Source organism: Enterobacter sp. JH25, from assembly GCF_021725435.1.
In the GTDB taxonomy this organism is placed as follows: Bacteria; Pseudomonadota; Gammaproteobacteria; order Enterobacterales; family Enterobacteriaceae; genus Enterobacter; species Enterobacter intestinihominis.
This window is the reverse complement of sequence record NZ_CP091319.1, coordinates 75,957-99,112: the sequence shown is the minus strand read 5'-3', so window position 1 is coordinate 99,112 and position 23,156 is coordinate 75,957. Positions and strand designations below refer to the sequence as shown.

The following is a 23,156-nucleotide window of genomic DNA, read 5'->3' as shown; positions in this document are numbered from 1 at the left end:
TCTGGTTAAGAGATTACGTTTCTTGTTTTTTGTGATCGGGATAAAAGTTGATGAGCACGAAATGCTAACCTGAGGATTTTCTTAAGAATTAGCTGAAACAGGGGGATTCAGGTCAAAAGAGAGGTGAAAAAAGTGGTGTGGGGTATGTGGTAAATGCCTGAAAGTAGCTATAATGCGCCCCGCCTCCATGTAGCAATGCAGGCGCGGAAGATCGTCATCTCCGGTGAGGTGGCTGGACTTCAAATCCAGTTGGGGGCGCCAGCGTTCCCGGGCAGGTTCGACTCCTGTGATCTTCCGCCAAAAATACAGCTAAATCTACTTTCAGAGTTAATAACATGTATAAATATCTTCCCTCAGAAAGAATCGATATACTTGAAAATAACTTAATATGTTTTAATAACCCTTTAAATTTTAACGACCCATTTGAATTCAATACTTCTTTTAACTTTAGTAGCTTTGAATCCAATTTATACGATTCGTTAAGCACTGTAGACCTTCTCAAAGAATTTCCAGCTGAATTATTAAATCAGATTGAAAAACTGCCTAAAGAAATTGTCAGCAATATACTTAAAGATGCAAAAAAAACAATGTTCTCGATGTATAAAAAAGAAAAAGAAAATATAATAAGAGCAGCAGATACTACAATGCAAAGTTTTAACTCAAAGTTGATAGGAATAACGAGAATTCTATCATTAACAGAAACCCCTACGAATATTTTGATGTGGGGACACTACGCACAGGCCCACAGTGGGTTTATCATTGAGTTTGATATCAATCATCCATTTTTCTCACAACGTCGCGGCCAAAAAGGTGAATTTGGTTATTTACGAAAAGTTATATATCAGAAAGAATATCCATTCTTGGATCCATTCTCAGACGATCAAATAAATCATTTCCTAATAAAAAGCAAAGACTGGGAATATGAACATGAATGGCGAATGTTGTTACCACAGGCCAATTCTAGTAAAACAATTAATGTATGTGAAAAAGAATTTGATCTCTATGAACTACCATCCGATGCTATCAAAACGATAATTTTTGGTTGCAATACCTCAGAACATTTTAAAACTAAAATGTTCAGGTTAATAAGTTCACGAACCGACTATGAACATATCAGTTTTATACAGGCTAAAAAATCAAATTCAAGATTTGAGATTGTATTAGACCCGTTATAACTACTTTTTTAATCTATTTAATTCATTTCGACCTAAATTTTTTAACCAATTCCCCAAACTCATCCCTTCAGCCTTCGCCGCAGCCTCAAACTGCGCCTTCAACTCCGGCGTAATACGAATCTGAAAAGTTGGTGCTTTTCCGGATTTTGACTGATTAGGGTCGCGTTTAGCTGTTGACATGTACGTACCTACAAGAGCAAGATATCTTCATTGAGGTACGTACCTTATCATACGAAAACCTCAAATTGAAACGCCCTCGCCAGGTACTCGCAATACCGGACGAGAGCTAACCTCACCAACTATCAAGGAGTTGATTATGGCTGATTCGCATTCTACCCCAGACACCGACCAATCCGGAACCGAGCGTTCGTTAATTGTGGGATACCGCCCAAATGTTTACGACAAATCCACGCCGAAAATCATCCTTTCCGGTAAGTGGTTGCGCGCAGCGGGGTTTGATACCGGACAGCAGGTCACGGTAAAGGTCATGAAAGGATGCATCGTTCTGGTGGCGTATAACGAGCAGGAGCAGCGGTTGCAGGATGATTATAAACGGACGAAGGCGAAGCTTATTGAGATAGAGAACGCGCTTGCAGCGATCCAAATTCCGCATGCTGGAAAGCGCCTCGCAAAATCAAATACAAACCACCTGGCTTAGCGGCTGTTTCTGGCATACTACGAGCTTACAGACATTATCCTTATGAAGCATTTCTGATAAGGGTGAACGGGTCGAAAATGCAGTTGTTCGGTTTTATCGAACAACTGCCAGCGAGGCAGCCAAGTGAAAATCTTAAATGAAGTGATTGCGTCACGCTCACCGGAAAGCCAACAGCGCATTCAGGAGATGGCAGAGGAAATGTTCCTCGAAACCGGCCTGCAACTTCTGCGTGAAGAGCTCCAGCTCTCGCAAAAACATGTCGCCGATCTTATGGGCGTAAGTCAGCCTGCGGTAACACAGCTGGAGCAGCGTGGAAACGATCTGAAGATTGCTACGCTTAAGCGTTACATCGAAGCGATGGGCGGAAAACTTAGCATTAACGTGGAACTACCCACTGGCAAGCAGGTTGCGTTTCATCGCTAGCGCGATTGTATCTGTAGTTGATGGCGCAACTATATAAGCCGCATTTTACATCCACCTCAGAAAATTAATTCTGCGACGTGCGCCACACCCCAGGCGTACAACCATACTCCGTCTGAAAATGACGAATAAAGTGCGCGCAGTCGCTGAATCCCATCCGCTGCGCAATATCCGTCACGCTTTGCTGCGAGTTCTTCAGCAGCCAGCAAGCATAGCGCAGTCTGGCGCTGCGGATAAATTCGCGGGCCGTTTTGCCGAATTCTGCGTGGAACAGACGGTTGAGCTGGCGTTCACTCAATGCCACTTCTCGCGCAAGCCCGGCGGTGGTGAGCGGCCGGGTCAGGAACTGTTCAATCAGCATGACGGCGCGGCGCAACCGCGAGTCAGGGATAAGCGCAAAATTAGCCGGACGCGGGGTGGCAATTTCATGCGGAACGAGCGACAAACGCTGACAGGTGGTGCTGGCGATATCATCCCCGGCATGGGCGCGGATAAGCTCAGTTGCCAGCGTCAGGGTGGAAATACCGCCCGGGCAGGTCAGCACATCGCCATCGTCGATGAAATCATACCCTTGCTCAGCATAAACCAGCGGGAAAGCCTGCCGAAATGCATCAAGGTGGAAAGGATGGATGGACGCTCGTCGTTCATTCAGCAATCCTTCCTGTGCGAGGACAAAACTGCCGGTGCCAATGCCAATGAGCGGAACCCCGGCATGGTGGGCATGTGCCAGATACGCTTTATCCCCCTGATATCCTAAGTCCAGATACTGCAATTCACCGCCGATAACAGCAAGGTAGTTAAAACTGTCCGGCGGCCCATGGGGAGAATCCGGCCTCATGATAATCCCCGCATTGCTGATAATCGGGATATCAGGGAATTCACTTATCAGGCTGATTTTAAATGCTAATTTATCCTGAGCTTTCGCTGCATAACGCAGCGCCTCCAGCAACCCGGAGACGGCCAGGAGTGAATAACGGGGCCATAATATCAACCCAATATGCAGACACTTTTCCGGTACTGATTTCCCCCCATCGGAGGAGTCAAATACACTTTTCATTTACTTGCCAAATTTAAAATTAATTACATTATCGCAACATGATCTGTCGCACTTTATATTTCTAAGATAATCCTGATATTTTAAATCAAGCATAAATGAGACGGGAGGAAAATATAATGCTTTTCTCGTTTACATCATTCTTTTTTTGAACCACGACACACATATGTCGGTAATGTTCCTAAGGTAAAGATATAGTTACCATTATGTTGTTCATTGATACGCATATAAATACTCTTGCCCGGATAGACAAAAAATTGCGGTTCATATTTTTCCAGCCAGCTGTCTTCGACATTATCGTCCGGGAACGTCATATTTTTTTCTGACGTCAGCAAATAGAGGCGATCTTTTCTCTCCACCCGAAAGGAAATTTTCCTGTCGATGGTTTTACCCGGATCGCTCTTTGCCCGGCCATTCATGCTCAGGGTGCCGAATTTCCCGTCGAAGGTGTAATTCAGCCAGACCGTCAGCGTCTCATCCGGATGGTGCTGTACCAGATTAGCCTGGCATGAAAAAGGCTGAACGTAAGATCGGTGCCACAGGTAATAGCCCGTCAGCACGCCTGCCGTGACGAGGCCCGTCACGATGACATACAGCATCTGCCGAAAACGAGTCATGCTAGCTATCCTTCAGGAAATAATCAGATATACAGCGGTTCGGTTCTTTCATTGGCCGGTCGCAGCGAATAACCGACGCACGAGGAAGCAGGGCGTACCAGCTGATGTAAACCCAGGGATATTGCGCGCATTCAGCCTTGAATTGTTCTACATAGGTCAGCGCGGAAGCGCGTTCAGCGTGAGTCTGAATGTCGTTCGCAAGATAAACGCGACAGGCCCCAACGGATGCCGCAAAACGGTAATCCTCAACAAAACGGTTTTCCCTGGCGCTCATATATCCCGTTACGCCTGCCCCGGCCAGGATGACCAATAGCCCCATGACGACAGCCAGCCAGCGCGTGGGCTTCCTGGCAACGGGCGCTGCTGGCGCGGAGGATGCAGAGACCTCCTCGATCGCTGGCGCCTCCACACATTGTCCCTCTGCGGGTTGAGGCGTGACAGGCGAAGACTCTCTGACGGTTATTTGCGTGTCGCTTGCCAGCGTCAGCCCAATACGGGGAATGGTAACGATAGGGTCAGTTTCAAAACCAATCTTTTTGAGCCCTTTGCGCAGAATGGAGATGTTCTGGTAATAGGTATTGGAGGAGACAAGCATGCCGCGGCTTTGCCAGACAATATCAAGGAACTCTTGCTGAGTGACAATCGACCCCGCTCTGTCGATTAATAACAACAGGCATCGGCCTGCTGGCGAATTTAACACAACCACACGGTCAGGATTGTTGATATCACGTAACGTGCTGGCCGCAGGATGAAATTCGACGATATTATTTATAATGTAATGCTTATGCATAGGGGCAGTATGAATTCTCCGGTTAACAGATGTTGAACCTGAGTCACCGCATGTATGTGATGACATTCGCGTCGGGATTAATGTGACTGATTAACCGCATGCTGTATATCTTCGCCATTGGCGAAAAATCTTAATTTATATTTCATCCCTTAAGCTTCACTGAACCTGCATAAGAACTCAACCCTTGTAGAATGCGGCTTGCAGAGCCGATTCATCCGCGATCATCCTCATTATGATGTTTTGTGAAGTGAATTTCCGCTCCACAGAAGTATCTGACTATCGACAGCATCTCTTTTATCAGAGCCTCTCCTTTTGGCGCTCTCATCGCCTCTTGACATTGACAAATATCTACATAAAAAAACATTGTACGCCACGGACATGCGTGTCTGAAATATTCAGTACTCTTAAGCCTTAAGTTTTCTCAACCTGACAAATATCAATAATTTACATGGTTTTTGTATGCTTTTCAGCCACCTCTCTATCAGTTTTTATCGATGATAACATTCGTAAATTGTTATTCCCCGTCAGCAACTTCACACCCGCACTGACACCAGACGACAAACTCCTTACAAAACATTTATCAAAGCTAAATTTTCATTAAAAATAGCGGCTATCATAATTTACAGAAAGCGAAGCGGAATAAGACCAATCAGAGGGAAGCGTCGTAACCGGTCTCGATCTTAGTAATTAATACAATTTTAGATTAATTCAGATTACCTCTTTATTGGCCGACGTATAGTAGGCCTACACTATGCAATACGTCATTGCTTCGAGAATACTGGCGATACCCTTATAAATAATTCGCCTGATTACTATTATAAATCGAGGAATAACATGACGAACAATAACCAAATAACACAGCATATTACTGTTGCATTGATGGGCGGCGATCATTATGCAAGAAACGGCATTAAAACGTTATTACGCAGCATCCGCGACGACCTTCACATCATTATCATAGAAGGAGGTTATCAGGAACTGGATAAGGCGCTGTCGTCGATTCGTATCGATATCTTATTTATATCCGGCGCAGAGAAATACCATACAGGGTATGGCTCACTGAAATATTTAAAAAAAATCAAAGCCACGCATCCAGAGGTGATTATCTGCCTGTACTCAACCTCTGCCCATTCCCTGTTATGGGCCAGGGAAGATATTGATGCCTATATCTCGCTACAGAACACGGTTTATCAGTGGCGGATAAAGCTAGCAAAAATGGTCGATAGCCATTATCGGCCCCAAAAGCAGCCAGCGGCGTTATCGCTGACGCCTGGAGAAAGGAGGGTATTAAAGGAACTCAGGAACGGACTGGATATACGTTACATCGCAGAACTGGAGAAACTTTCTTATCGCCGCGTGAGCGCTTTAAAAAGCTCAGCGATAAGAAAACTCGGGCTCAGGAATAAGACAGATTTGCTGGTCTTTTTAACCAGTTAGACCTGCCGCTTTCAGAGCAAATCTCGTAATAAAAAAACCAAGGAACCATGAAATGAAAGCACGCCTTACTTGCCAATCTCTGCTGGCATTAAGCATTGCCGCCCTGCTGCCAGCGGGCTCAGCACTGGCCGCCACCACCAGCGGCGGCACGGTTAACTTTAGCGGTAAAGTGGTGACCTCCGCCTGTGCCATCAGCGCCGGTAGCGCGAATATCGACGTCGACATGGGTGAAGTGCGTACCGCCACGCTGGCTGCCGCAGGCAGTGAAGCCAGTACCGCAAAAGCCTTCTCCATCACGCTGGAGGATTGCGAAATCGCCGATACCTCCGCGTCCACGGAAGATAACCCCATTGCCGCAACGACCGTGGCTATCACCTTCACCGGTACGCCGGACAGTACCGATGTGAATAGCCTGGCCGCGGGAGTAAACGGCGGCGCGGGCTCGGCGCAGCATGTCGCTATCCGTCTTTATGATGAACAGGGCAACGTCGTCAGGCTGGGTGAGCCGGCAGCAGCGATCCCCCTGCGTGCGGGGGCGAACACCCTGAACTTCAGCGCGAAATATTACTCCCCACTGGGCAACGCCACGGCGGGTGATGCCAGCGCGGTCGCAACCTACACCGTGACCTATTCGTAATCTTCAGGCCCGGTCTGCTGGCCGGGTCTGACTCAGCTTTCAGGAGACGCACAATGCGCGTAAACACATGGATTTGTCTGGCTGGCACGTTATGTTCATCCGCCGTGTATGCAGGCGGCGTGGGATTGGGTGCAACGCGGCTGGTCTACGCAGGCGCGACGACGCAGACGATGATGCAGGTAAGAAATACCCACCCTGATGCCACGTTCCTGATCCAGTCATGGATGGAAGACGAGAAAGGGAGCCGTACCAACGACTTCGTCATCACGCCGCCGCTGTACGTCATGAAGCCCGCCAGCGAAAGCGCGGTGAAAATCATGTTCAGCGGCAACGCACTGCCAGCCGATCGCGAAACGCTGTACTGGATGACGGTCAAAGCTATCCCACAGCAGGTTAAAAACGGTTCCGGCAATTCGCTGCAATTCGCCTCTGCCAACCGCATCAAGGTCTTTTATCGCCCTGAGTCGCTTCGGGAAGGCGCAGGAGAGGCATGGAAAAACCTTGCAGGCGCCTACCGCGCGGGCAAGGTCACGCTGACCAACCCAACGCCGTATTACCTCACCACCATTAACCTGAAAATTGATGGCAGGCCGGTGTCGCCCGTCATGGTGCCGCCGAAAGCCAGCGTGACGCTGGCAGACACCTTCAGCCATGCGAGCAGCATGAGCTACCAGACGATTAACGATTATGGGGCCTGGACGCCCGTCACCCGCACGTCATTGTCCCAATAATAAAAACAGTAAGGCGTGACCACATGAAAATTAAAATCCTGTGCGCCACGGCGATCGCCCTGGTGATTCGGCAAGCCGTGGCTGCCGAAAGCGAGCTGCACTTTAATCCTGCGTTTCTTAACGGCGAACAGGCAAACAGCGCCGACCTCGCCTGGGTCAACGCCGGGAGCGCGTTGCCGCCGGGCGAGTACAATCTTAACGTGTATATCAACACCCAGTTCGCGTTCACAGGAAACGTCACGTTTCGCGTCGCTGAAAACACCGCCGGTGAAGCCCTACCGTGCCTTACACCTGCGCAATTCGCCGCACTTGGCATCGACAGCCGTCAGGCGAAAGGGGGTGAGCTGTCGCCTGCGCAGCGCTGCATTTTTTTAACCCGGTCGTTCGCCGATACCCGGTTTGATTTTGACCAGAGGACGCTTACCCTCAACTTCACCGTACCGCAAAGCGCGATGCGCGCTCTGCCGCGCGGGTACGTCAGCCCGGAGAGCTGGGAATCCGGCATCCCTGCCGCGTGGCTGAACTATGTGGTCAATGGCGCGAATAATGACTACCGGGGCGAGACGCGCACGCGGGAACAACAGCTGTTTGTGAGCCTGAACAGCGGCGCCAACCTGGGCGCATGGCGGCTGCGTGATTTCACCACGTGGACCAAAGAGAGTAACGAGCTCACCCACGTCCAGACCTGGCTACAGCGGGATATCCGCGCCTTGCGTGCCCAGGTTTATGCCGGTGAAACGTTCACCTCATCGCAGGTGTTTGACGCCGTTGGCCTGCGTGGGATTGCCCTGAAGACCGATGACAATATGTTGCCCGCCAGCCTGAGCGGTTACGCGCCTGAAGTGCGCGGCATCGCGCGCAGCAATGCCACGGTGACGGTTCGCCAGAACGGTAACGTTATCTATCAAACCTCGGTTCCGCCGGGGGCGTTTGTGCTGAAAGATCTCTATCCAACCTCTTCCGGCGGCGATCTCGCGGTCACCATTCAGGAGAGCGACGGCAGCCAGACGCAATACACCCTGCCCTTTGCCAGCGTGCCGAATCTGGTGCGTAACGGTCAGGTCAAATATGCTCTGGGGGCCGGGAAATACCGCCCTGCGGGCAATCAGATCTCGCCCTCCTTCGCGCAGGGCGAGCTGTTCCTGGGCTGGCGATACGGTCTCACGTTTTATGGCGGGGCGCAGTTTTCCGATCGCTACAACGGCCTGGCCTTCGGTATCGGGCAGAATCTCGGCCGCTTTGGCGCCTACTCCCTCGACCTCACCCATGCCCGCAGCCAGCTGGCTGATAATCAGCACTACACCGGGGATTCGGTGCGCCTGCGGTACAGCAAGCTGCTGAACGATATCGGTACGCGGGTCAATTTCTTCTCGCTGCGTTACTCAACGGCAGGGTTTTATACCCTCAGCGATACCACTTACAAAGGCATGGCGGGCGGAGCGCCAGAACAGACCGTAGAAGACGATGGCACCGTCACCACCCGCTACGACACGGTTTACAACCTGCATATGTCGCGTAAGGCAAAAAATCAGCTGCTGTTGTCGCAGCCGATGGGCGAATACGGCGCGCTGTCGCTGTCCTGGGATCAACAAACCTACTGGAATACGTCAAAAACCACGCAAAGTTTGCAGTTCGCGTGGAACGCAACGTTTCGTAATCTGTCGCTTGGCATCAGCGCCCAGCGTAGCTCTAGCCTGTACGACAACAAGAAAGACAATATCCTTGCGTTGTCCCTGTCGGTGCCGCTGGGTAACCCGGCGCTGTCGACCCGTCTCCGTTTTACCGCTACCCATGCGGATCCCGCTGGCACCACCGCGAGTACCGGTGTCAGTGGTTATCTGCCAGGACAGGAGAATCTTTTCTATAGCGTCAACCAGCGCTACAGCGCGCAGCAGCACTACGGCGGCGATGCCGCGCTGCAATACGAGGGCGCGTGGGGAGACTATAACCTGGGCTACAGCTACGCCGGTGACTCCCGCAACCTCAGCTACGGGATGAGCGGCGGCGCGGTGCTGCATGAGGATGGCCTGACGCTGAGCCAGCCGCTCGGGAACACCAATATCCTGGTGAAAGCCCCGGGCGCCAGCCATGTCGCCGTGCTCAACCACAGGGGCATCAAAACCGACAGCCTGGGCTATGCGGTGATCCCGTACGCCACGCCGTATCGCGTTAATCAGGTTGCGCTAGATGTCACCACCGTGGGCAATGACGTGGAACTTGAGAACGCCATCGCCAATAAAATCCCCACCGACGGGGCACTGGTTCGCGCCATCCTCACCACGCGTCAGGGGGCAAAAGCGATGTTTATCGTGCATCACGCTAAAGACGTGCTCCCCTTCGGCACGCTGGTCTCGTCAGAGGATGACAACGCCAGCGGTATCGTCGGCGATGGCGGCAGCGTGTATCTGACCGGCCTGTCAGCGAAGGGAACATTGCATGCCGTATGGGGACGCGACAGCGCCCAGCGCTGCACGATCCGCTATGCGTTGAACCCGAAAAATTATCAGGCCCGCACCGGGCTGTATTCCCAGGAGGTCATATGTCAGTAACCGTCCGGTTTCTCCCCCTGATCCTGCTGATGTTCATCACCGTCCCCGTACACGGCTATGACGTGCTGGTTTCCGTGACCGGCAACGTGATCGGCAATACCTGTATTGTCTCGGAAGATTCGAAGGAGCAAAACGTGCCGCTGGGCACCCTCGGCGTAAAGCAATTTAGCGAGGCGGGGGCAGTCAGCAATATCAAAACGCCCTTCACGCTCACCCTTGAAGCGTGCGGCCCTACCTTTGCTGGCGTGAAAATCCGCTTCAGCGGTACGCCGGATGACGAAAACCCGCAGCTTCTGAAAGTCGCTGACGGCGGCGCGACCGGCGTGGCGGTGCAGATTCTGGATAAAGACAGCGTACTTATCCCGCTGGACACCCAAACCACTGCTTACGGCGCGGCGGGGGATGACAGCGTAAAAATGACCTTCTATGCGCGACTGGCCGCCACGGGTGCGCCGGTCAATGCCGGAGACGTTTCGGCAGTGGCGACCTGGACGACGGAGTATCAATAATGCGTTTACTGTTTTTAGGCCTGTTTTTCATGACCTCTCAGGCGCTTGCCCTCTCCTGGACATCGGATATCACCCTTTCGCCAACACCCATGTCATGGTCCGGCCCGGCAGACTCCATCGTGCCCGGAAATACGATCGGCTCTGAATGGAGCGCCACTGCGAGCGTCTCGGAAGTGTTCTGGTGCGGCCTGGTTTTTACCTGCTCCAAAGGGACGCTGGAGCCGAGCAGCAGCGTAACGGCCACCGGCATCACGGTTATTCTTGATGGTGCAAATTACATGGTATTTGAAACGGGCGTGCCCGGCATCGGCTTCATTCTTGGGCTTAAAGATTATAATGGCACCACCTATGTCCCGATGCAGACGGGCATTACGCAGAGTTATCCGGCCGACGGGACTAACGGTTACGCCTCCACACTGGGCTGGTCGGCAAAAGTGACGTTTATCAAGACCGGCGTTCCGCTGAAATCCGGCGTATACCAGACCCCCACCATTAACGCGGCGATCCTGACGGCCTATAACAACGAAGTGAAAACTGCGCAGGTGATCATCAACCCGACCACCATCACGGTGACGGCAAGCGGCTGCACGGTAGGCACGAAAAGCGCCAACGTCGACCTGGGCACCATTGATGTTCACACGCTACCCAGCGTAGGCAGCACCTCGCCATCGGAGGCGTTTAACGTCAGCCTGACCTGCGATGAGAACGTGGCGGTTAACGCAGTAATGACCGATCAGACCACGCCGTCAAATACCTCGTCGGTCGTGACGCTGACCGGGGACTCCACGGCCTCCGGCATTGGCGTGCAGTTTTTCTATAACGGTACCGGGCCGCTGATGATGGGGCCAGACAGCTCGGCCGCAGGCACGACGGGACAGTTTTTCATCCAGACCACCAGCGCAGCACAAACGCTATCGCTGCCGTTCCAGGCGCAGTACATCCGAACCGGAGAGCTGGTCCCCGGCTCGGCTAACGCCCTGGCGAGCATTACGTTTTCGTATCAGTAGGTCAGTGTTTAACCCACACCAGCTGATCGACCCGGAATCCCAGATCGCGTGCGGTATTCAGGTAGTCCTGTTTTACCGCCTCCGGAATGGTCGGGGTGCGCGATAAAATCCACAGGTAGTCGCGGTTCGGGCCGCTGACCAGCGCGTACTGGTACTTATCGTCCAGCTTGATCACGTTATAGCCGCCGTAGAACGGGCCGAAGAACGATACCTTCAGCGCAGCCGTAGTCGGTTCGCCGGTAAAGTACGCCTTTCCTTCGCTCTCATTCCACTTGTTCTTCACCGGATCATAGCCACGATTCAGTACGCTGATACCGCCATCGCTGCGCTTGCCGTACGTCGCGGTCACCTGTTCCAGACCGCGCTCGAAGCGATTTTCCAGTCGGGCGACTTCATACCATTTGCCAAGATAGCGGCTGGCATCAAAGCCGGTAATGGGCTGCACGCCTTTCGGCGGCGTGGGAGATTTACAGGCAACCAGCGTCAGCGCAATGGCGACACCGGTAACGACAGGCCATAGCCTCATGAGAACTCCTTTCATTTACGCGGTTGGACGTTAAGTGTAGCGCACCCGTGCGGCGCTTCATCCCGTCGGGGAATATTCGTAGTATATTGAGACTACTCCTTCTCTTCGGATGCAGACATGGCTTACTCCATCGGCGAATTCGCCAGACTCAGCGGCATCACCGCCACCACGCTTCGGGCGTGGCAGCGACGCTATGGATTACTCAAACCCGAGCGTACGGACGGCGGTCACCGCCTGTACAGCGATGAGGACGTTCAGCAGGCGCTGAAAATCCTCGACTGGGTTAAAAAAGGCGTACCCATCGGCCAGGTAAAATCACTGCTGGAACGCCCTGTGCCGCGCCGCGCCAATAACTGGCAAACCCTGCAACAGGCCATGCTGCAAAAGTTGCAGGAGGGGAAAATTGAATCCCTGCGTCAGATGATTTACGACGCCGGACGCGAATACCCAAGGCCAGAGCTGGTCACTAACGTGCTGCGTCCGTTGCGCAGCCAGATATCGGCCAACGTCGCCGCCGCCATGACGCTGCGTGAAATCCTCGACGGCATCCTCATCGCCTATACCTCGTTTTGCCTTGAGGGCGATAAAAAAGCGCCGGGCGATAACATCCTCATCAGCGGCTGGCATCTGAACGACCCGTGTGAGATCTGGCTTGAAGCCCTGACGCGCACCGGCCAGGGCCACCGCATCGACATACTGCCGGTTCCCCCTGCCGCGCTGGCCCCGGAAATTTTCCCGGATCGCAAATGGCTGCTGGTTACCAGCGGTAAACTTACCGCCGCGCGGAAAAAGCAGGTTGCGCAGTGGCAGCAGCAGGTTTCCCTTGAGGTAATTATCCTCTGATTATTTTCTGCTGTGGCAAACTTCACGAAAAGTTGAATATTTTTTCGCGCAGCGAGTGCTAACGTTTTCCTGTCACCGACAACTCAACAGGAAAACACGATGAAAAAGACACTCCCTCTGATGATGCTGGCTACAATGGCTTTCGCCCCTGCCGCGTTCAGCGCCCCGGCAGGTACCCTGAGCGTCCACGTTCTGGACCAGCAAACCGGTATGCCGCCAGCGGATGTGGCCGTCACGCTGGAAAAGCAGGAGCAGGACAAGTGGACCCCGATTGCCAGCGGTAAAACTGACCACGACGGGCGCATCAAATCGCTCTATCCGCAGGATCAGGATATGGCGCCAGGCGTGTATAAAGTGACCTTCAAAACCGCAGATTACTTCCACGGCAAAAAGCTGGACTCCTTCTTCCCGGAAGTGCCGGTGCTGTTCACCGTCACCCGCACCAATGAAAAACTGCACATCCCGCTTCTGCTCAGCCAGTACGGTTACTCAACCTACAAGGGCAGCTGATTGCCCTTGATTTTAAAGACGATTAAAAAATAATCCCGTCAATACTTGGACAAATACGCATTGTTGTGTAACTTTTAGATATGAGATCGGGAGGTGCACATCATGACAACAAAACCTGTGCTGGGTATTAGCGGATGTTTGACCGGTTCCGCCGTTCGCTTTGACGGCGGACATAAGCGTATGGGCTTTGTGATGGATGAGCTGGCGCAGTGGGTCGCTTTCCGCCCGGTATGCCCTGAAATGGCTATCGGCCTGCCCACGCCTCGTCCGGCGCTGCGCCTGGTGATGACCACTGGCGGCGAGACAGAAATGCGGTTCAGCAAAGCGCCGCACGATGACGTCACGCAGAAGATGGCCGCATTTACGGCAGATTATCTGCCGAAAATCGGCGATCTGTCAGGGTTTATCGTCTGTGCAAAATCCCCTAGCTGCGGCATGGAGCGCGTGCGGCTGTACGACGAAAACGGCAACCGGGGCCGCAAGGAGGGTGTCGGGCTGTTCACCGCCGCCCTCCTTGAAACTTTCCCCTGGCTGCCCGTCGAAGAAGACGGTCGCCTGCACGATCCGGTACTGCGGGAAAACTTTGTTGAGCGCGTTTTTGCTCTCCATGAACTGAACGTAATGCGTAAAAATGGCCTGACGCGCCGTGCCCTGCTGGACTTTCACAGCCGCTATAAGCTTCAGCTTCTGGCGCACCATCAGGCAGGCTACCGTGAAATTGGTCCGTTTGTGGCATCACTGCATGAGTGGGACGATCTGGACGCGTTTTTCGTGGCCTATCGCGACAAACTGATGAATATCCTGAAAAAACCCGCTTCGCGGAAGAATCATACTAACGTGCTGATGCACATTCAGGGCTATTTCCGTAACCAGCTGAACAGCCGCCAGCGCGGAGAACTGCGTGATGTGATCCTGCATTACCGGGACGGACTGCTGCCGATCCTCGCGCCGCTGACGTTGCTTAAGCATTATCTGGCTGAATACCCTGACCGCTATCTGATGACGCAAAACTACTTTGATCCCTATCCTGATGATTTGGGTCTGCGTCTGGCCGTTACCTGATAAGAAAGAAGCGAAGGCCCATTGACCCACAGAGGCCCAAAGCTGTACCCCGTTTAGACGACACCCTCACTGTCGTCTTTTTTTTGCGCTCAGCGTAAAATACTGTAATTCTGTACAGGTTAAGCATGCACAGCGGAGTACCCCGATGATCAAAAATCTGCATATTCAGAACTACCGCTCAATTCGCGATATGTCGCTTGAGCTGGAACAGCTCAACATCGTGTTCGGCCCCAACGGCACCGGAAAATCCAATATTTATAAAGCGATTTACCTGATGCACAGCGCGGCGCAGGGGCAATTCTCCCAGGCGCTGGCAAACGAGGGGGGGATTTTGAAAGTGTTCTGGGCGGGCAAAACCCGCAGCGACCAGCTGCGGCGCATGAACCTGGCGGTGGAAACGGAAACCTATGAATATGAGCTTCAGGTCGGGTTCGTGGAAAAGCTGCCCTATCCCTCACAGTTTCAGCTCGATCCGGTGATCAAAGAGGAATCTATCTGGCTGAGCGGCCAGCACCGTCGTCCGTCGTCACAGCTGATGAAGCGTAAGAATCAGGCGGTTTTCCTGAACAACGTGCATCACGAAAAAGTGACCCACAGCGGTACGCTGTATGAGAACGAGTCGGTGTTCGGGCAGCTCGGCGAACCGCACCTCTATCCCGAAGTGTCGCAGATGCGCGAGTCCCTGCGTAACTGGCGATTTTATCATGAGTTTTCCGTCTCATCCGGCTCGGCGATCCGTGCGCCGCAGGTGGGTTTTCGTTCCCCGGTGCTGGCCAGCGACGGCGCGAACCTGGCCGCCGCGTTTCAGACCATTGTCGAAATTGGCGACGAGCTGCTGCTGATGCGCATTCTCGACCAGGCCTTCCCCGGCTGCGTGTTTTACAGCGACAACCCCGGCGGGCGCTTCCGCATGATGATGCAGCGCGAGGGGCTAAGCAGACCGCTGGAACCGGCAGAGTTCTCCGACGGCACGCTGCGTTTTTTGTGCCTGGCGGTGGCGCTGCTAAGCCCGCGCCCTCCCGCATTTATCGCCCTCAACGAACCGGAAAACAGCCTGCATCCGCAGATGCTGCCCGCTCTGGCAAGCCTCATTGCCGAGGCCAGCCGCTACTCGCAGATCTGGCTCACCAGCCACTCGCCGGAGCTGGCGCAGTTGATTGAGAAGCACCGATCGTTTTCGCTGTATCAGCTGTCGATGGTGGAGGGGGAGACGCGGATGGAGCGGCTGGGGTAATGCATTTCTTTTATGCAGTCACCACTTTCAAGGTCGCCATCAACGACGAAGATGATTTCCATCGGTATATACCTTCGGCGAATTCTGTGCTCGCGACAGATTATCAAATTTATTGTTGCCAGTTTCTGATGCCAGGATAATCTGTAAACGTTGGTTATCAGATGAGAAAATTAAAATGGATATTGTACTTTTCCCTGGTCAGAACGCCCGCGCATGGGCTGAAACAATGATAAATCTTGAAGCCCGCAAGCTCATCAATACTGCGAATATTGTCGGAGGGCAACATCTCAGCGACGGACTCGCACGGATTAAATTTATGGATGATATTCGGCAGTTTGTGATGCAACAATTTAGTGCTACCCGGGCAGCCAGAAGTGATGAGGAGTGCATGGAATGCCTGAAAAACATCCGGGCTGAGAACGAAAGTCTTCTTGAGCAAAGCAGAATGCTTCGCTCCCGTACAGCTCAGCTTTTTGCTCAGATTGAACTGGTTAAAGAAAATAACAAAGTCGTCGGTTACGTTATCTCATCGATTAAGGTTGTGCTTTCAGGGTTACAGATTGTTGCAGGTGTTGGTGCAATGATGACAATGAATCCAGTGGGTGCGCTTGCAGGAGCGATTCTGGTTATGGATGGTGCAAATGCCATTTCAAAAGAAATTAACAGAACGCTTCAACATCAACCAAACTCCGAAGGTATGCTGGCAGATGGCGTCATGGATATCGCTCAGTTTATGGGATTTAAACGTGAATCAGCACTTGGGGTATTCAATAGCGTAAGCCTGGCAGCAAGCGTCTATACGGTATTTGGCGCCATCCGGAAACCCGAATCATGGCGTCTGTTTCGTTATCTCCCGCTGGATTTCTACCGCAAAGTCGACGGAATGAATCGCGCAGCGCTCACTATGAAAATTGTCGGCTGGGGTGTCTCTGCAAAAGTCTCGTTTGATTTAATTTCTAATGCGTCTGGCCAGAACTAATGTATTTCTTTCTGAAGCGCCAGGCTTTGTAAGCAATGATTGGGGGTTGAAAAAACCAGGCAATAATCAATACGATGAAAAGAGAAATACCGCCGGAAACAATATTGTAATGTTCAGCGAAAAAAAGAAGCGCCAGGAAAATCAGAGCCACAGCCGCAGTAATACACAGTACCATGATGAAACGCTTGCCCAACTCAAGCACCACCTCGAGCAGGGATGAACCATAACGGCTAACGTTTCGGTTCAGATACGCTAATTCCTTTACGGTGAAACCTGATTCAAGTAACTGCGTTTCAATATTGTTCATGCCACTACCTTTTCTTCTGGAAAGTAACGTGGATTATCTTAACCGGAAGAGAAGTGCTTGTAACCCGTCTGATGCATACCCATTACCGCCCGCTTTAAAGGCAAAGAAGTCGCCCACGTCTTTTTATTCCATCTCGCCAGCATTATTTTTCGCTGCAAACGGCTTAACGCGAAACGTCTTACGCCACTCCGCCGGACTGACGCCAAAGCGCGCCTTAAACTGCTGCCGATACGTCACCGCTGATAAAAACCCCACCTGCTCAGCGACGCTTTCGATTGGCAGACTGCCGGACTCCAGCAGGATCTGGCTGCGCCGCAGGCGCTCGGCGGTAAGCCAGTCGGCAACGCTCATGCCCGTCGCCTTGATAAAATGGCGGGTCAGCGTGCGTCGGCTCATCGACACCACGTCCGCCAGCGAATCCAGGTTATGCGGCTCGGAAATGTGCTGCTGAAGGTAGTCTATGAGACAGTTAATCCGCCCGTCGCGGGTATCTTTCGGCACAGGCTGCGCAATAAACTGCGCCTGCCCGCCCTCGCGGTGCGGCGGAACGATCATCCGGCGGGCAATCTGATTGGCGACGACGCTGCCAAAGCGCTGGCGGATGATATACAAACAGCAGTCGAGCGCGGCGGCGGTACCTGCCGAGGTGATCACATTGCCGTCGTCCACGTAGAGCGCGTTGATGTCCAGTCGAACGTCCGGAAACAGCGTCTGAAACTGGTGTTCAAACTCCCAGTGGGTGGCGGCCCGTTTGCCGCTGAGTATGCCGGCATAGCCCAGCACAAACGATCCCAGACACAGCCCAACAATTTCCGCCCCGTTGTCTCTGGCCTGAACCAGGCTGTCGAGCAGCGTCTGAGGCGGGCGCTCCAGTACGTGCTGCCAGTAGGGTACAACCACAATTTCAGCCGATGCGATCGCGGAAAAATCCTGCGTCGCATGCAGGGCAAAACCGTCTTTCGAGGTCAGGAATCCCGGTTTTTCAGCGCAGATCGTGACGTTAAAGCGCTTTTCCCCGGATACCGTATCGCCAAACAGAATGCAGGGGACGGAGTAGTGGAACGGGCTAAACCCGTCCACCGCGACAATAGCAACGTTAACAAGCGGCATCTGTCTCTCCTTTCCCCTTTAACACTCAGAATATAACGGTTTCGCCGTCCTGAGGAATGCTCACCGCGTCACTTATCTCGTTGGCGTCAACATACTCGCGCAGCGCGCGGCGGGTCAGCAGGCAGTGGTTGATAGCTTCCATATGGGTCGCCACGATTTTCGCCTGCGGCAGCAGGAAATGCACGTTAAGCAGATCTTCTTCTCCCATGATAATTGGCCCAAACCCGATGACGTGGGCGTAACCAGCGTTGAGCACGACAACGTCCGGCTGATGCTTTTGCAGATCGGCCGCAACCGCGTCGCGCCAGATGGTATCCCCTGCGATATAAAGCGTCTTCTCATCGGGATGACGGAAGACCACGCCGCAGGCTTCACCCAGACGCTCTGCCAGCTCCGGCACGGCGTAAGCGCGGTCAGTGCCGTGCTGGCCGCCATAAGTTTTCACAATCCGGATATCGCCGAACGTCGTTTCGTCGGTCATGACCGTCAGGTTGTGAAAGCCCTGTCCGCGCAGCAGCGCGGCATCGCTATCATTTTGCACGTAGATCGGCTTGTGTTTGGCGATCAGCTCAACGGCATACTGATCCCAGTGATCGTCATGGGTATGGGTGACGATCACCGCATCGGTATCCAGCAGCGTTTGAACGTCAACGGGAAGCTCGACCATCGGGTTGCGAATATCGGCCCGCGCGGTGCCGGGAAAACCCGGATAAGCGCCTTTTGGCGCCAGCATTGGGTCGATTAAAAAGCGTTTTCCTGCGTAAGTGATCAGCTGGGTGGCATTGCGAATTTGCGTAATGTTCATGGGCTATCCTCCGGTTGGTATGAGAAGGAGAATAGCCCCAGGGTGCCGTTAAGAATGTGGGCTAAAGGGCGATGATCGATGAAATCGGGTCAATCGATAAACCGCTTGCGCACCCTTTCCAGCGGCGCAATCAGCAGATTGATAAGCGGTTTACGATCGATAACGATATCGGCGTTCACCGTCATCCCGCCCATCAGCATGCGCTTTTTCTTGTCCGGGTCGGTAAACCAGGAGGGGACGCGCACTTTAGCCAGGTAGTAGTTCTGCCCTTCCTGGAGCGGGATCAGCGCCGAATGGGCATCAATGTTTACCTCATAGAAATCGGACAGCGTCGCCTCCACGGAACCGTATTTGTCCACGGGCCAGGAGTCGAAGCGCAGCTTGACCTTATCGCCTTTCGCCACGCGCCCCACCCCCGTTGCCGGAACATACAGGTACCCCTCCATCGTCGCCGCGGTATTTTTACGGATCACCACCACCACCTCGCTGTTTTGCGTAATGGCCCGGCCTGGCGGGAAGTTAATCGCCACCACGTAGCCATCTGAAGGGGCCAGCATCGCCATGGTGGAACTCCCCCGGCTGGACAGGTTGCGATCGATTTCGCTGATGCGGTTTTTCACGTACAGCTGCTCTTCGCTCAGCGAATCAATTTGCGACTGGGTGCTGTCGGTCAGGCTGGTTTTTCGCGCCTCAAGCTCAAGAATAGTGCTCTCCTCCAGCGTCAGGTTGAGCTGGGCGTTGAGCACATCGTTATGGCTTTTATCGAGATCCACTTTGGAGACATAGCCCTTCCCGGAGACGGATTTCCACGCCTCGTAGGTATCGGTACTGTTTTTAAGCAGCGCGCGCAGCTTCTTCACCTTATCGCGGGAAACGGCGATCTGCTTGTCAGTGAGAGCCAGCTGCTGTGCCAGATTTTTGCGATACGACGCAATCGAGTCCTCAATGGCCTGGATGCGCTGCTCGCTGCGCTTTTTCTCCGCTTCCATCTGCTGGCGGTCAAACTGCACCACCGAGCCCTGCTTGCCGCCATAGTCCTGCGACACGGTGAACAGCGGATCGTTTTCCTTCACGTACTGGCCGGGCCGGACGGCAAAATCAACAAGGGTTCCGGACTCTCTGGCGCGCACCTCCACATCGCCCTGCGCCGGGATCAGCACCCCGCGTGCCAGCGTGGTTTCCGAAAAGTTGAAAGCAATCGCAAAGACCAGCAGGCAGAGAAAAAAGGCGATGAACAGCGTCAGCACGGTTTTCAGCCGCGGCGCGTTGATTTGATAGCTTTTTGTGAAGTGGTGCGGGATTAGCGCCCGACGCTGTCGGCTTCGGTTTTTTAATTTCACGATATGTCATCCATGATAAATCACTGAAAGATCGTCCCATCCACTCCAGAGCGTGGGGGTTTTGCGCAGCGCGTTCAGCGTGTCGGCGGCGGCCAGACGGTAATCCTCTGGCGCATACGCCTGGCTCTCCAGCCCAAACTCTACCGCGTGCAGCGAACAGACCGGCAGCAGCGTTCGGACGCTGTAGCCATAACGCGATAAAAACCGCGTGGAGACGTCCGTTAACCACGCCTTGCGATCGCCTGCCTGAATTGGGAACAGTGGCGCATCCGGCAGGCGTTCATCCATCAGCAGCACCGTCACCAGGCGCTGAGGGGCGAAAAACGAGCCGACGCGCCGTCCGTCGTGTGCGGCCATCAGCTTGTGCAGCGCTGGGTGACGGGTAATAAACTGAAAGCGCACATCATCTGGCGCGGTGGCGAGCAGCGCATCCATAATCAGGCCAAAGCCCGCCCAGCGCATGCCCAGAAGCAGGGTGCGAGGCGAACTGTAAAACCCCTGATCCTGCGTCCACTGCGCCACGTACGCATGCAGATTGAAGCGAACGTTGCGCGCCCACAGCGCGGGCGGGAAAATCTGTTCCACGAAGTTAAACCCGCTCAGCTCATGGGCGTTCTGATGCAGAAAATCAGCCGGCACATCGGCCTCCGGGCAGGGCATAAACTGGCTGTAGTTTTGCGCAATCCGGTTTGCCATTAAGGTGCGTCCGGCCTGGCGCGCGCAGAGTCGGGCATAGAGACGCGGCAGAAACATCATTGCTCACTCTCCCGCAGGGTGCCGTTTTCCATGGTATAGAGACGCCCCTGACAGCCCACCACGTCCGGCGAGTGGGTAACAAATACCAGGCCAATCCCCAGGCTACGCAGGTTCGCCAGCACCTTTTGCGCGGTGGTCTTATCCAGGTTCGCCGTCACTTCGTCGCAGAGCAGTAGCTTAGGCTGGCTGTACAGGGCGCGCGCCAGGACCAGACGCTGCATCTCCCCGGCCGAGAAAAAGGTGTTCCCCGGCAGCATCTCCGTTTCGTAACCGTGCGGCAGACGGGCGACGACGTGGTCCACTTCCGCCAGCCGACACGCGGCGATGACCTGCTCTTTATCCGGCGCGCTGTCAAAGCAGGCGATGTTGTCCAGAATCGAGCCGGTGAAGAGAATATCGTCTGCATGAACAATGCGGATGTGCTGGCGCAGCGAGGAAAGATCGCACTCTTCAATGGGGATCTTATTGATCCGCAGCGTGCCAGACGATGACAGCAACATGCCGGAGATCAGACGCAGCAGCGTGGTTTTTCCCGACCCGCTCTGGCCAACGATCACCGCCTCTTCGCCCTGCTTCAGGGTCATGTTGATATGCTGTAGCGTGGCCTCCCGGCCTGGATAAGCAAATGAGACATCCTCAAATTGCAGACAGACCGGCGAGGTGACAATCCGCTTCCCAAACTGGCTGGTTTCAGAGGGGGCAAACAGCAGGTCGCCCACGCGATCCAGCGGCCCCTTAAGGGCATTTTTGTCCAGCAGCTTCTGCGCCACCTGCACCATGGCATCGGAAAAATAGCGCTTATAGCTGATATAGGCGTACAGCATCCCGATACTCATCTGCCCTTCCAGGATCAGCCACGCGCCAAAGCAGACCACCAGCAGCTGCTCGGCATTGATCACCAGCAGCGAAGCCACGTCAAAGCGGGCCAGCAGCCGCTCTTTACGCATCAGCCCGGCGATGTGTTCGCGCTGGGATTTGTCCATCACCGCGTCCCGGGCCTGCTCCATATTGTTCGCCTTGAGCGTAATGATCCCTTTCTGTGTCTCTACCAGCAGAGATTCATACTGGGCGGTACGCTCGATGGAGTCATCCACCGCGCGTTGATAGGGGCCGATCAGCGAAAAGCGGATCAGGAAAAACACGCCCATCAGCAGCATCGTCAGCAGCGCAATTTTGACGTTATACAGCAGCATAAACAGCAGGCTGGTGACGGCGATCAGGCTGGAAAAGAGAATTTGCACGTAACCATTGCTGATGAACTCCGCGCAGGCGTGGAGCGATTTTTCAATAGCCAGCACGATGCCCGGCGGGCGCGAGCGGAACCAGCTGGTCTGGGTGCGCAGCATGTAGTGGCGCACGGACTGGCTTAAATCGTCATAGGCAATGTTACGCATCAGGATCTCAAGCAGCTGCTTGAGGAATTTACCGATGACTTCAAAGATAAAGACGATAGCGAAGATCGCGGTGAGCAGGATCACCAGATCGCTGTCGCTGCGGGAAATGGCCTCATCCATAATCAGCTGCACGTAGGTGGGGCTCGCCAGCATGGTGATGAGAGTAAAAATACAGAGCACAAACAGCAGCAGCTGGCGCTGGAACAGGCTCGGAGATTTATTGGCTAACCGGCCAAGCGTGAGCTTTTCATCCGGGGATTTCTTTTCGAAACACGGCGTGGGCTTAAGCTCAAGCACATAGCCGGAAAACAGTTTTTCTGCCTCTTTCAGGCGGTAACGACGCACGCCGCTGGCCGGGTCGTGAACGGTCACGCTGCGGCTGTCGATCTTCACGATGACCACGAAATGGTTGCCGCGCCAGAAGGCGATGAGCGGCAGCTCAGACGTTTCTATTTCAGTGATTTCGCCTTTAAGCACCCGGCCAGACATATTTTTATCGCTGGCAAGGGTCAACAATTCCGCCATTGAGGTTCCCGCATCGGCGGAAACGGAAATCTCCCGGCGCAGCTGGCTGACGGAGACATGGTGGTCATAGTGCCCCAACACCATCGCCAGGCAGGCCAGTCCACATTCGGTAAATTCATGCTGGCGAATAACAGGGGTCTTTCCCTGTTTTTTATACTGAAAGAGCAAAAACATAGTGATC

At 53.6% G+C, this 23,156-nt stretch carries 25 protein-coding genes and 1 tRNA gene; 15 read left to right on the top strand and 11 right to left on the bottom strand.

What is annotated here, in order from left to right:
• The first annotated feature begins 205 nt into the window (after nt 1-205).
• A tRNA-Sec gene (locus tag L2Y28_RS00500) sits at nt 206-300 on the top strand.
• A gap of 35 nt (nt 301-335) precedes the next feature.
• Nucleotides 336-1,175 carry a DUF2971 domain-containing protein gene (locus L2Y28_RS00495; protein ID WP_022646610.1) on the top strand — a complete coding sequence of 280 codons (840 nt, stop codon included), beginning with the start codon at nt 336-338 and terminating at the stop codon, nt 1,173-1,175.
• On the opposite strand, the gene L2Y28_RS00490 is transcribed toward L2Y28_RS00495, so the two are convergent.
• Nucleotides 1,176-1,355 (bottom strand): toxin-antitoxin system HicB family antitoxin, encoded by a 180-nt coding sequence (locus tag L2Y28_RS00490; RefSeq protein WP_071785192.1) that lies wholly within the window; start codon nt 1,353-1,355, stop codon nt 1,176-1,178.
• 136 nt (nt 1,356-1,491) lie between these two features.
• Here L2Y28_RS00490 and L2Y28_RS00485 point away from each other — a divergent pair, with 136 nt between their 5' ends.
• Both L2Y28_RS00485 and L2Y28_RS00480 read left to right on the top strand, forming a co-directional pair.
• Complete coding sequence (locus tag L2Y28_RS00485; RefSeq protein WP_022646609.1) at nt 1,492-1,833, top strand: SymE family type I addiction module toxin; 342 nt, start codon at nt 1,492-1,494, stop codon at nt 1,831-1,833.
• A 123-nt stretch (nt 1,834-1,956) separates the two neighbouring features.
• Nucleotides 1,957-2,256 carry a helix-turn-helix domain-containing protein gene (locus L2Y28_RS00480; RefSeq protein ID WP_022646608.1) on the top strand — a complete coding sequence of 100 codons (300 nt, stop codon included), beginning with the start codon at nt 1,957-1,959 and terminating at the stop codon, nt 2,254-2,256.
• Between the two features lie 64 nt (nt 2,257-2,320).
• Here the strand turns inward: L2Y28_RS00480 and L2Y28_RS00475 are convergent, their stop codons facing one another.
• From L2Y28_RS00475 to L2Y28_RS00465, 3 genes are all read right to left on the bottom strand, one after another.
• Nucleotides 2,321-3,202, bottom strand: coding sequence for a GlxA family transcriptional regulator (locus tag L2Y28_RS00475; protein WP_032622044.1), 882 nt, complete (start codon nt 3,200-3,202; stop codon nt 2,321-2,323).
• A 242-nt stretch (nt 3,203-3,444) separates the two neighbouring features.
• Nucleotides 3,445-3,924, bottom strand: coding sequence for a hypothetical protein (locus tag L2Y28_RS00470; protein ID WP_022646606.1), 480 nt, complete (start codon nt 3,922-3,924; stop codon nt 3,445-3,447).
• Nucleotide 3,925: 1 nt separating this feature from the next.
• Entirely contained in the window at nt 3,926-4,714 is a 789-nt protein-coding gene (locus tag L2Y28_RS00465; protein ID WP_022646605.1) for a winged helix-turn-helix domain-containing protein, read from the bottom strand.
• Between the two features lie 834 nt (nt 4,715-5,548).
• On the opposite strand from L2Y28_RS00465, the gene L2Y28_RS00460 reads away from it, so the two are divergent.
• The 6 genes from L2Y28_RS00460 to L2Y28_RS00435 are packed head-to-tail and all read left to right on the top strand — an operon-like array spanning nt 5,549 to nt 11,584.
• The gene (locus L2Y28_RS00460) at nt 5,549-6,151 is read left to right on the top strand and encodes a helix-turn-helix transcriptional regulator (RefSeq protein ID WP_022646604.1); all 603 of its coding nucleotides are present in this window, start codon (nt 5,549-5,551) and stop codon (nt 6,149-6,151) included.
• A 52-nt stretch (nt 6,152-6,203) separates the two neighbouring features.
• The gene (locus L2Y28_RS00455) at nt 6,204-6,788 is read left to right on the top strand and encodes a fimbrial protein (protein WP_022646603.1); all 585 of its coding nucleotides are present in this window, start codon (nt 6,204-6,206) and stop codon (nt 6,786-6,788) included.
• A gap of 53 nt (nt 6,789-6,841) precedes the next feature.
• A complete protein-coding gene (locus tag L2Y28_RS00450; RefSeq protein WP_022646602.1) occupies nt 6,842-7,519 on the top strand; it encodes a molecular chaperone in 678 nt (225 codons plus the stop codon).
• Nucleotides 7,520-7,542: 23 nt separating this feature from the next.
• Nucleotides 7,543-10,068: a fimbria/pilus outer membrane usher protein gene (locus tag L2Y28_RS00445; RefSeq protein WP_022646601.1), complete on the top strand. Its 2,526-nt coding sequence runs from the start codon at nt 7,543-7,545 to the stop codon at nt 10,066-10,068.
• Nucleotides 10,059-10,577 carry a fimbrial protein gene (locus L2Y28_RS00440; RefSeq protein ID WP_022646600.1) on the top strand — a complete coding sequence of 173 codons (519 nt, stop codon included), beginning with the start codon at nt 10,059-10,061 and terminating at the stop codon, nt 10,575-10,577. The genes L2Y28_RS00445 and L2Y28_RS00440 overlap by 10 nt, the downstream gene beginning before the upstream one ends.
• Complete coding sequence (locus L2Y28_RS00435) at nt 10,577-11,584, top strand: fimbrial protein (protein ID WP_022646599.1); 1,008 nt, start codon at nt 10,577-10,579, stop codon at nt 11,582-11,584. Before L2Y28_RS00440 ends, L2Y28_RS00435 begins: the two co-directional genes overlap by 1 nt.
• Before the next feature lies 1 nt (nt 11,585).
• Here the strand turns inward: L2Y28_RS00435 and L2Y28_RS00430 are convergent, their stop codons facing one another.
• Nucleotides 11,586-12,110: a lipocalin family protein gene (locus tag L2Y28_RS00430; RefSeq protein ID WP_022646598.1), complete on the bottom strand. Its 525-nt coding sequence runs from the start codon at nt 12,108-12,110 to the stop codon at nt 11,586-11,588.
• Between the two features lie 117 nt (nt 12,111-12,227).
• Between L2Y28_RS00430 and L2Y28_RS00425 the strand changes: the two genes are divergently transcribed.
• The 5 genes from L2Y28_RS00425 to L2Y28_RS00405 all read left to right on the top strand — a co-directional run bounded on the left by L2Y28_RS00425 (nt 12,228) and on the right by L2Y28_RS00405 (nt 16,738).
• A complete protein-coding gene (locus tag L2Y28_RS00425) occupies nt 12,228-12,953 on the top strand; it encodes a MerR family transcriptional regulator (protein ID WP_022646597.1) in 726 nt (241 codons plus the stop codon).
• A 99-nt stretch (nt 12,954-13,052) separates the two neighbouring features.
• Nucleotides 13,053-13,463 (top strand): hydroxyisourate hydrolase, encoded by a 411-nt coding sequence (gene uraH, locus L2Y28_RS00420; RefSeq protein WP_017383647.1) that lies wholly within the window; start codon nt 13,053-13,055, stop codon nt 13,461-13,463.
• A gap of 102 nt (nt 13,464-13,565) precedes the next feature.
• Complete coding sequence (locus L2Y28_RS00415) at nt 13,566-14,525, top strand: DUF523 and DUF1722 domain-containing protein (protein WP_022646596.1); 960 nt, start codon at nt 13,566-13,568, stop codon at nt 14,523-14,525.
• 145 nt (nt 14,526-14,670) lie between these two features.
• Nucleotides 14,671-15,759: an AAA family ATPase gene (locus L2Y28_RS00410; protein WP_022646595.1), complete on the top strand. Its 1,089-nt coding sequence runs from the start codon at nt 14,671-14,673 to the stop codon at nt 15,757-15,759.
• 175 nt (nt 15,760-15,934) lie between these two features.
• On the top strand, nt 15,935-16,738 hold the full coding sequence (locus L2Y28_RS00405) for a DUF4225 domain-containing protein (RefSeq protein WP_022646593.1): 804 nt from the start codon (nt 15,935-15,937) through the stop codon (nt 16,736-16,738).
• Here L2Y28_RS00405 and L2Y28_RS00400 read toward each other — a convergent pair.
• The 6 genes from L2Y28_RS00400 to L2Y28_RS00375 form a co-directional block, all read right to left on the bottom strand.
• On the bottom strand, nt 16,716-17,045 hold the full coding sequence (locus tag L2Y28_RS00400) for a hypothetical protein (protein ID WP_022646592.1): 330 nt from the start codon (nt 17,043-17,045) through the stop codon (nt 16,716-16,718). The two genes, L2Y28_RS00405 and L2Y28_RS00400, sit on opposite strands and share 23 nt — an antisense overlap.
• Before the next feature lie 123 nt (nt 17,046-17,168).
• Nucleotides 17,169-18,155, bottom strand: a complete 987-nt coding sequence (locus L2Y28_RS00395; protein WP_022646591.1) for a GlxA family transcriptional regulator — start codon at nt 18,153-18,155, stop codon at nt 17,169-17,171.
• A 25-nt stretch (nt 18,156-18,180) separates the two neighbouring features.
• Nucleotides 18,181-18,960: an MBL fold metallo-hydrolase gene (locus L2Y28_RS00390; protein ID WP_022646590.1), complete on the bottom strand. Its 780-nt coding sequence runs from the start codon at nt 18,958-18,960 to the stop codon at nt 18,181-18,183.
• Between the two features lie 89 nt (nt 18,961-19,049).
• On the bottom strand, nt 19,050-20,300 hold the full coding sequence (locus L2Y28_RS00385) for an HlyD family secretion protein (RefSeq protein ID WP_022646589.1): 1,251 nt from the start codon (nt 20,298-20,300) through the stop codon (nt 19,050-19,052).
• Between the two features lie 6 nt (nt 20,301-20,306).
• A complete protein-coding gene (locus tag L2Y28_RS00380; RefSeq protein ID WP_022646588.1) occupies nt 20,307-21,056 on the bottom strand; it encodes a hypothetical protein in 750 nt (249 codons plus the stop codon).
• Nucleotides 21,053-23,149, bottom strand: a complete 2,097-nt coding sequence (locus L2Y28_RS00375) for a peptidase domain-containing ABC transporter (protein WP_022646587.1) — start codon at nt 23,147-23,149, stop codon at nt 21,053-21,055. The genes L2Y28_RS00380 and L2Y28_RS00375 overlap by 4 nt, the downstream gene beginning before the upstream one ends.
• Nucleotides 23,150-23,156 lie beyond the last annotated feature (7 nt).

Coding starts and splice junctions, on each gene's coding strand:
- L2Y28_RS00465 (WP_022646605.1), bottom strand. CDS start 4,714: ATGCATAAGCATTACATTATAAATAATATCGTCGAATTTCATCCTGCG.
- L2Y28_RS00425 (WP_022646597.1), top strand. CDS start 12,228: ATGGCTTACTCCATCGGCGAATTCGCCAGACTCAGCGGCATCACCGCC.
- L2Y28_RS00435 (WP_022646599.1), top strand. CDS start 10,577: ATGCGTTTACTGTTTTTAGGCCTGTTTTTCATGACCTCTCAGGCGCTT.
- L2Y28_RS00490 (WP_071785192.1), bottom strand. CDS start 1,355: ATGTCAACAGCTAAACGCGACCCTAATCAGTCAAAATCCGGAAAAGCA.
- L2Y28_RS00430 (WP_022646598.1), bottom strand. CDS start 12,110: ATGAGGCTATGGCCTGTCGTTACCGGTGTCGCCATTGCGCTGACGCTG.
- L2Y28_RS00445 (WP_022646601.1), top strand. CDS start 7,543: ATGAAAATTAAAATCCTGTGCGCCACGGCGATCGCCCTGGTGATTCGG.
- L2Y28_RS00455 (WP_022646603.1), top strand. CDS start 6,204: ATGAAAGCACGCCTTACTTGCCAATCTCTGCTGGCATTAAGCATTGCC.
- L2Y28_RS00440 (WP_022646600.1), top strand. CDS start 10,059: ATGTCAGTAACCGTCCGGTTTCTCCCCCTGATCCTGCTGATGTTCATC.
- L2Y28_RS00460 (WP_022646604.1), top strand. CDS start 5,549: ATGACGAACAATAACCAAATAACACAGCATATTACTGTTGCATTGATG.
- L2Y28_RS00470 (WP_022646606.1), bottom strand. CDS start 3,924: ATGACTCGTTTTCGGCAGATGCTGTATGTCATCGTGACGGGCCTCGTC.
- L2Y28_RS00485 (WP_022646609.1), top strand. CDS start 1,492: ATGGCTGATTCGCATTCTACCCCAGACACCGACCAATCCGGAACCGAG.
- L2Y28_RS00375 (WP_022646587.1), bottom strand. CDS start 23,149: ATGTTTTTGCTCTTTCAGTATAAAAAACAGGGAAAGACCCCTGTTATT.
- L2Y28_RS00380 (WP_022646588.1), bottom strand. CDS start 21,056: ATGATGTTTCTGCCGCGTCTCTATGCCCGACTCTGCGCGCGCCAGGCC.
- uraH (WP_017383647.1), top strand. CDS start 13,053: ATGAAAAAGACACTCCCTCTGATGATGCTGGCTACAATGGCTTTCGCC.
- L2Y28_RS00405 (WP_022646593.1), top strand. CDS start 15,935: ATGGATATTGTACTTTTCCCTGGTCAGAACGCCCGCGCATGGGCTGAA.
- L2Y28_RS00395 (WP_022646591.1), bottom strand. CDS start 18,155: ATGCCGCTTGTTAACGTTGCTATTGTCGCGGTGGACGGGTTTAGCCCG.
- L2Y28_RS00390 (WP_022646590.1), bottom strand. CDS start 18,960: ATGAACATTACGCAAATTCGCAATGCCACCCAGCTGATCACTTACGCA.
- L2Y28_RS00410 (WP_022646595.1), top strand. CDS start 14,671: ATGATCAAAAATCTGCATATTCAGAACTACCGCTCAATTCGCGATATG.
- L2Y28_RS00495 (WP_022646610.1), top strand. CDS start 336: ATGTATAAATATCTTCCCTCAGAAAGAATCGATATACTTGAAAATAAC.
- L2Y28_RS00415 (WP_022646596.1), top strand. CDS start 13,566: ATGACAACAAAACCTGTGCTGGGTATTAGCGGATGTTTGACCGGTTCC.
- L2Y28_RS00450 (WP_022646602.1), top strand. CDS start 6,842: ATGCGCGTAAACACATGGATTTGTCTGGCTGGCACGTTATGTTCATCC.
- L2Y28_RS00400 (WP_022646592.1), bottom strand. CDS start 17,045: ATGAACAATATTGAAACGCAGTTACTTGAATCAGGTTTCACCGTAAAG.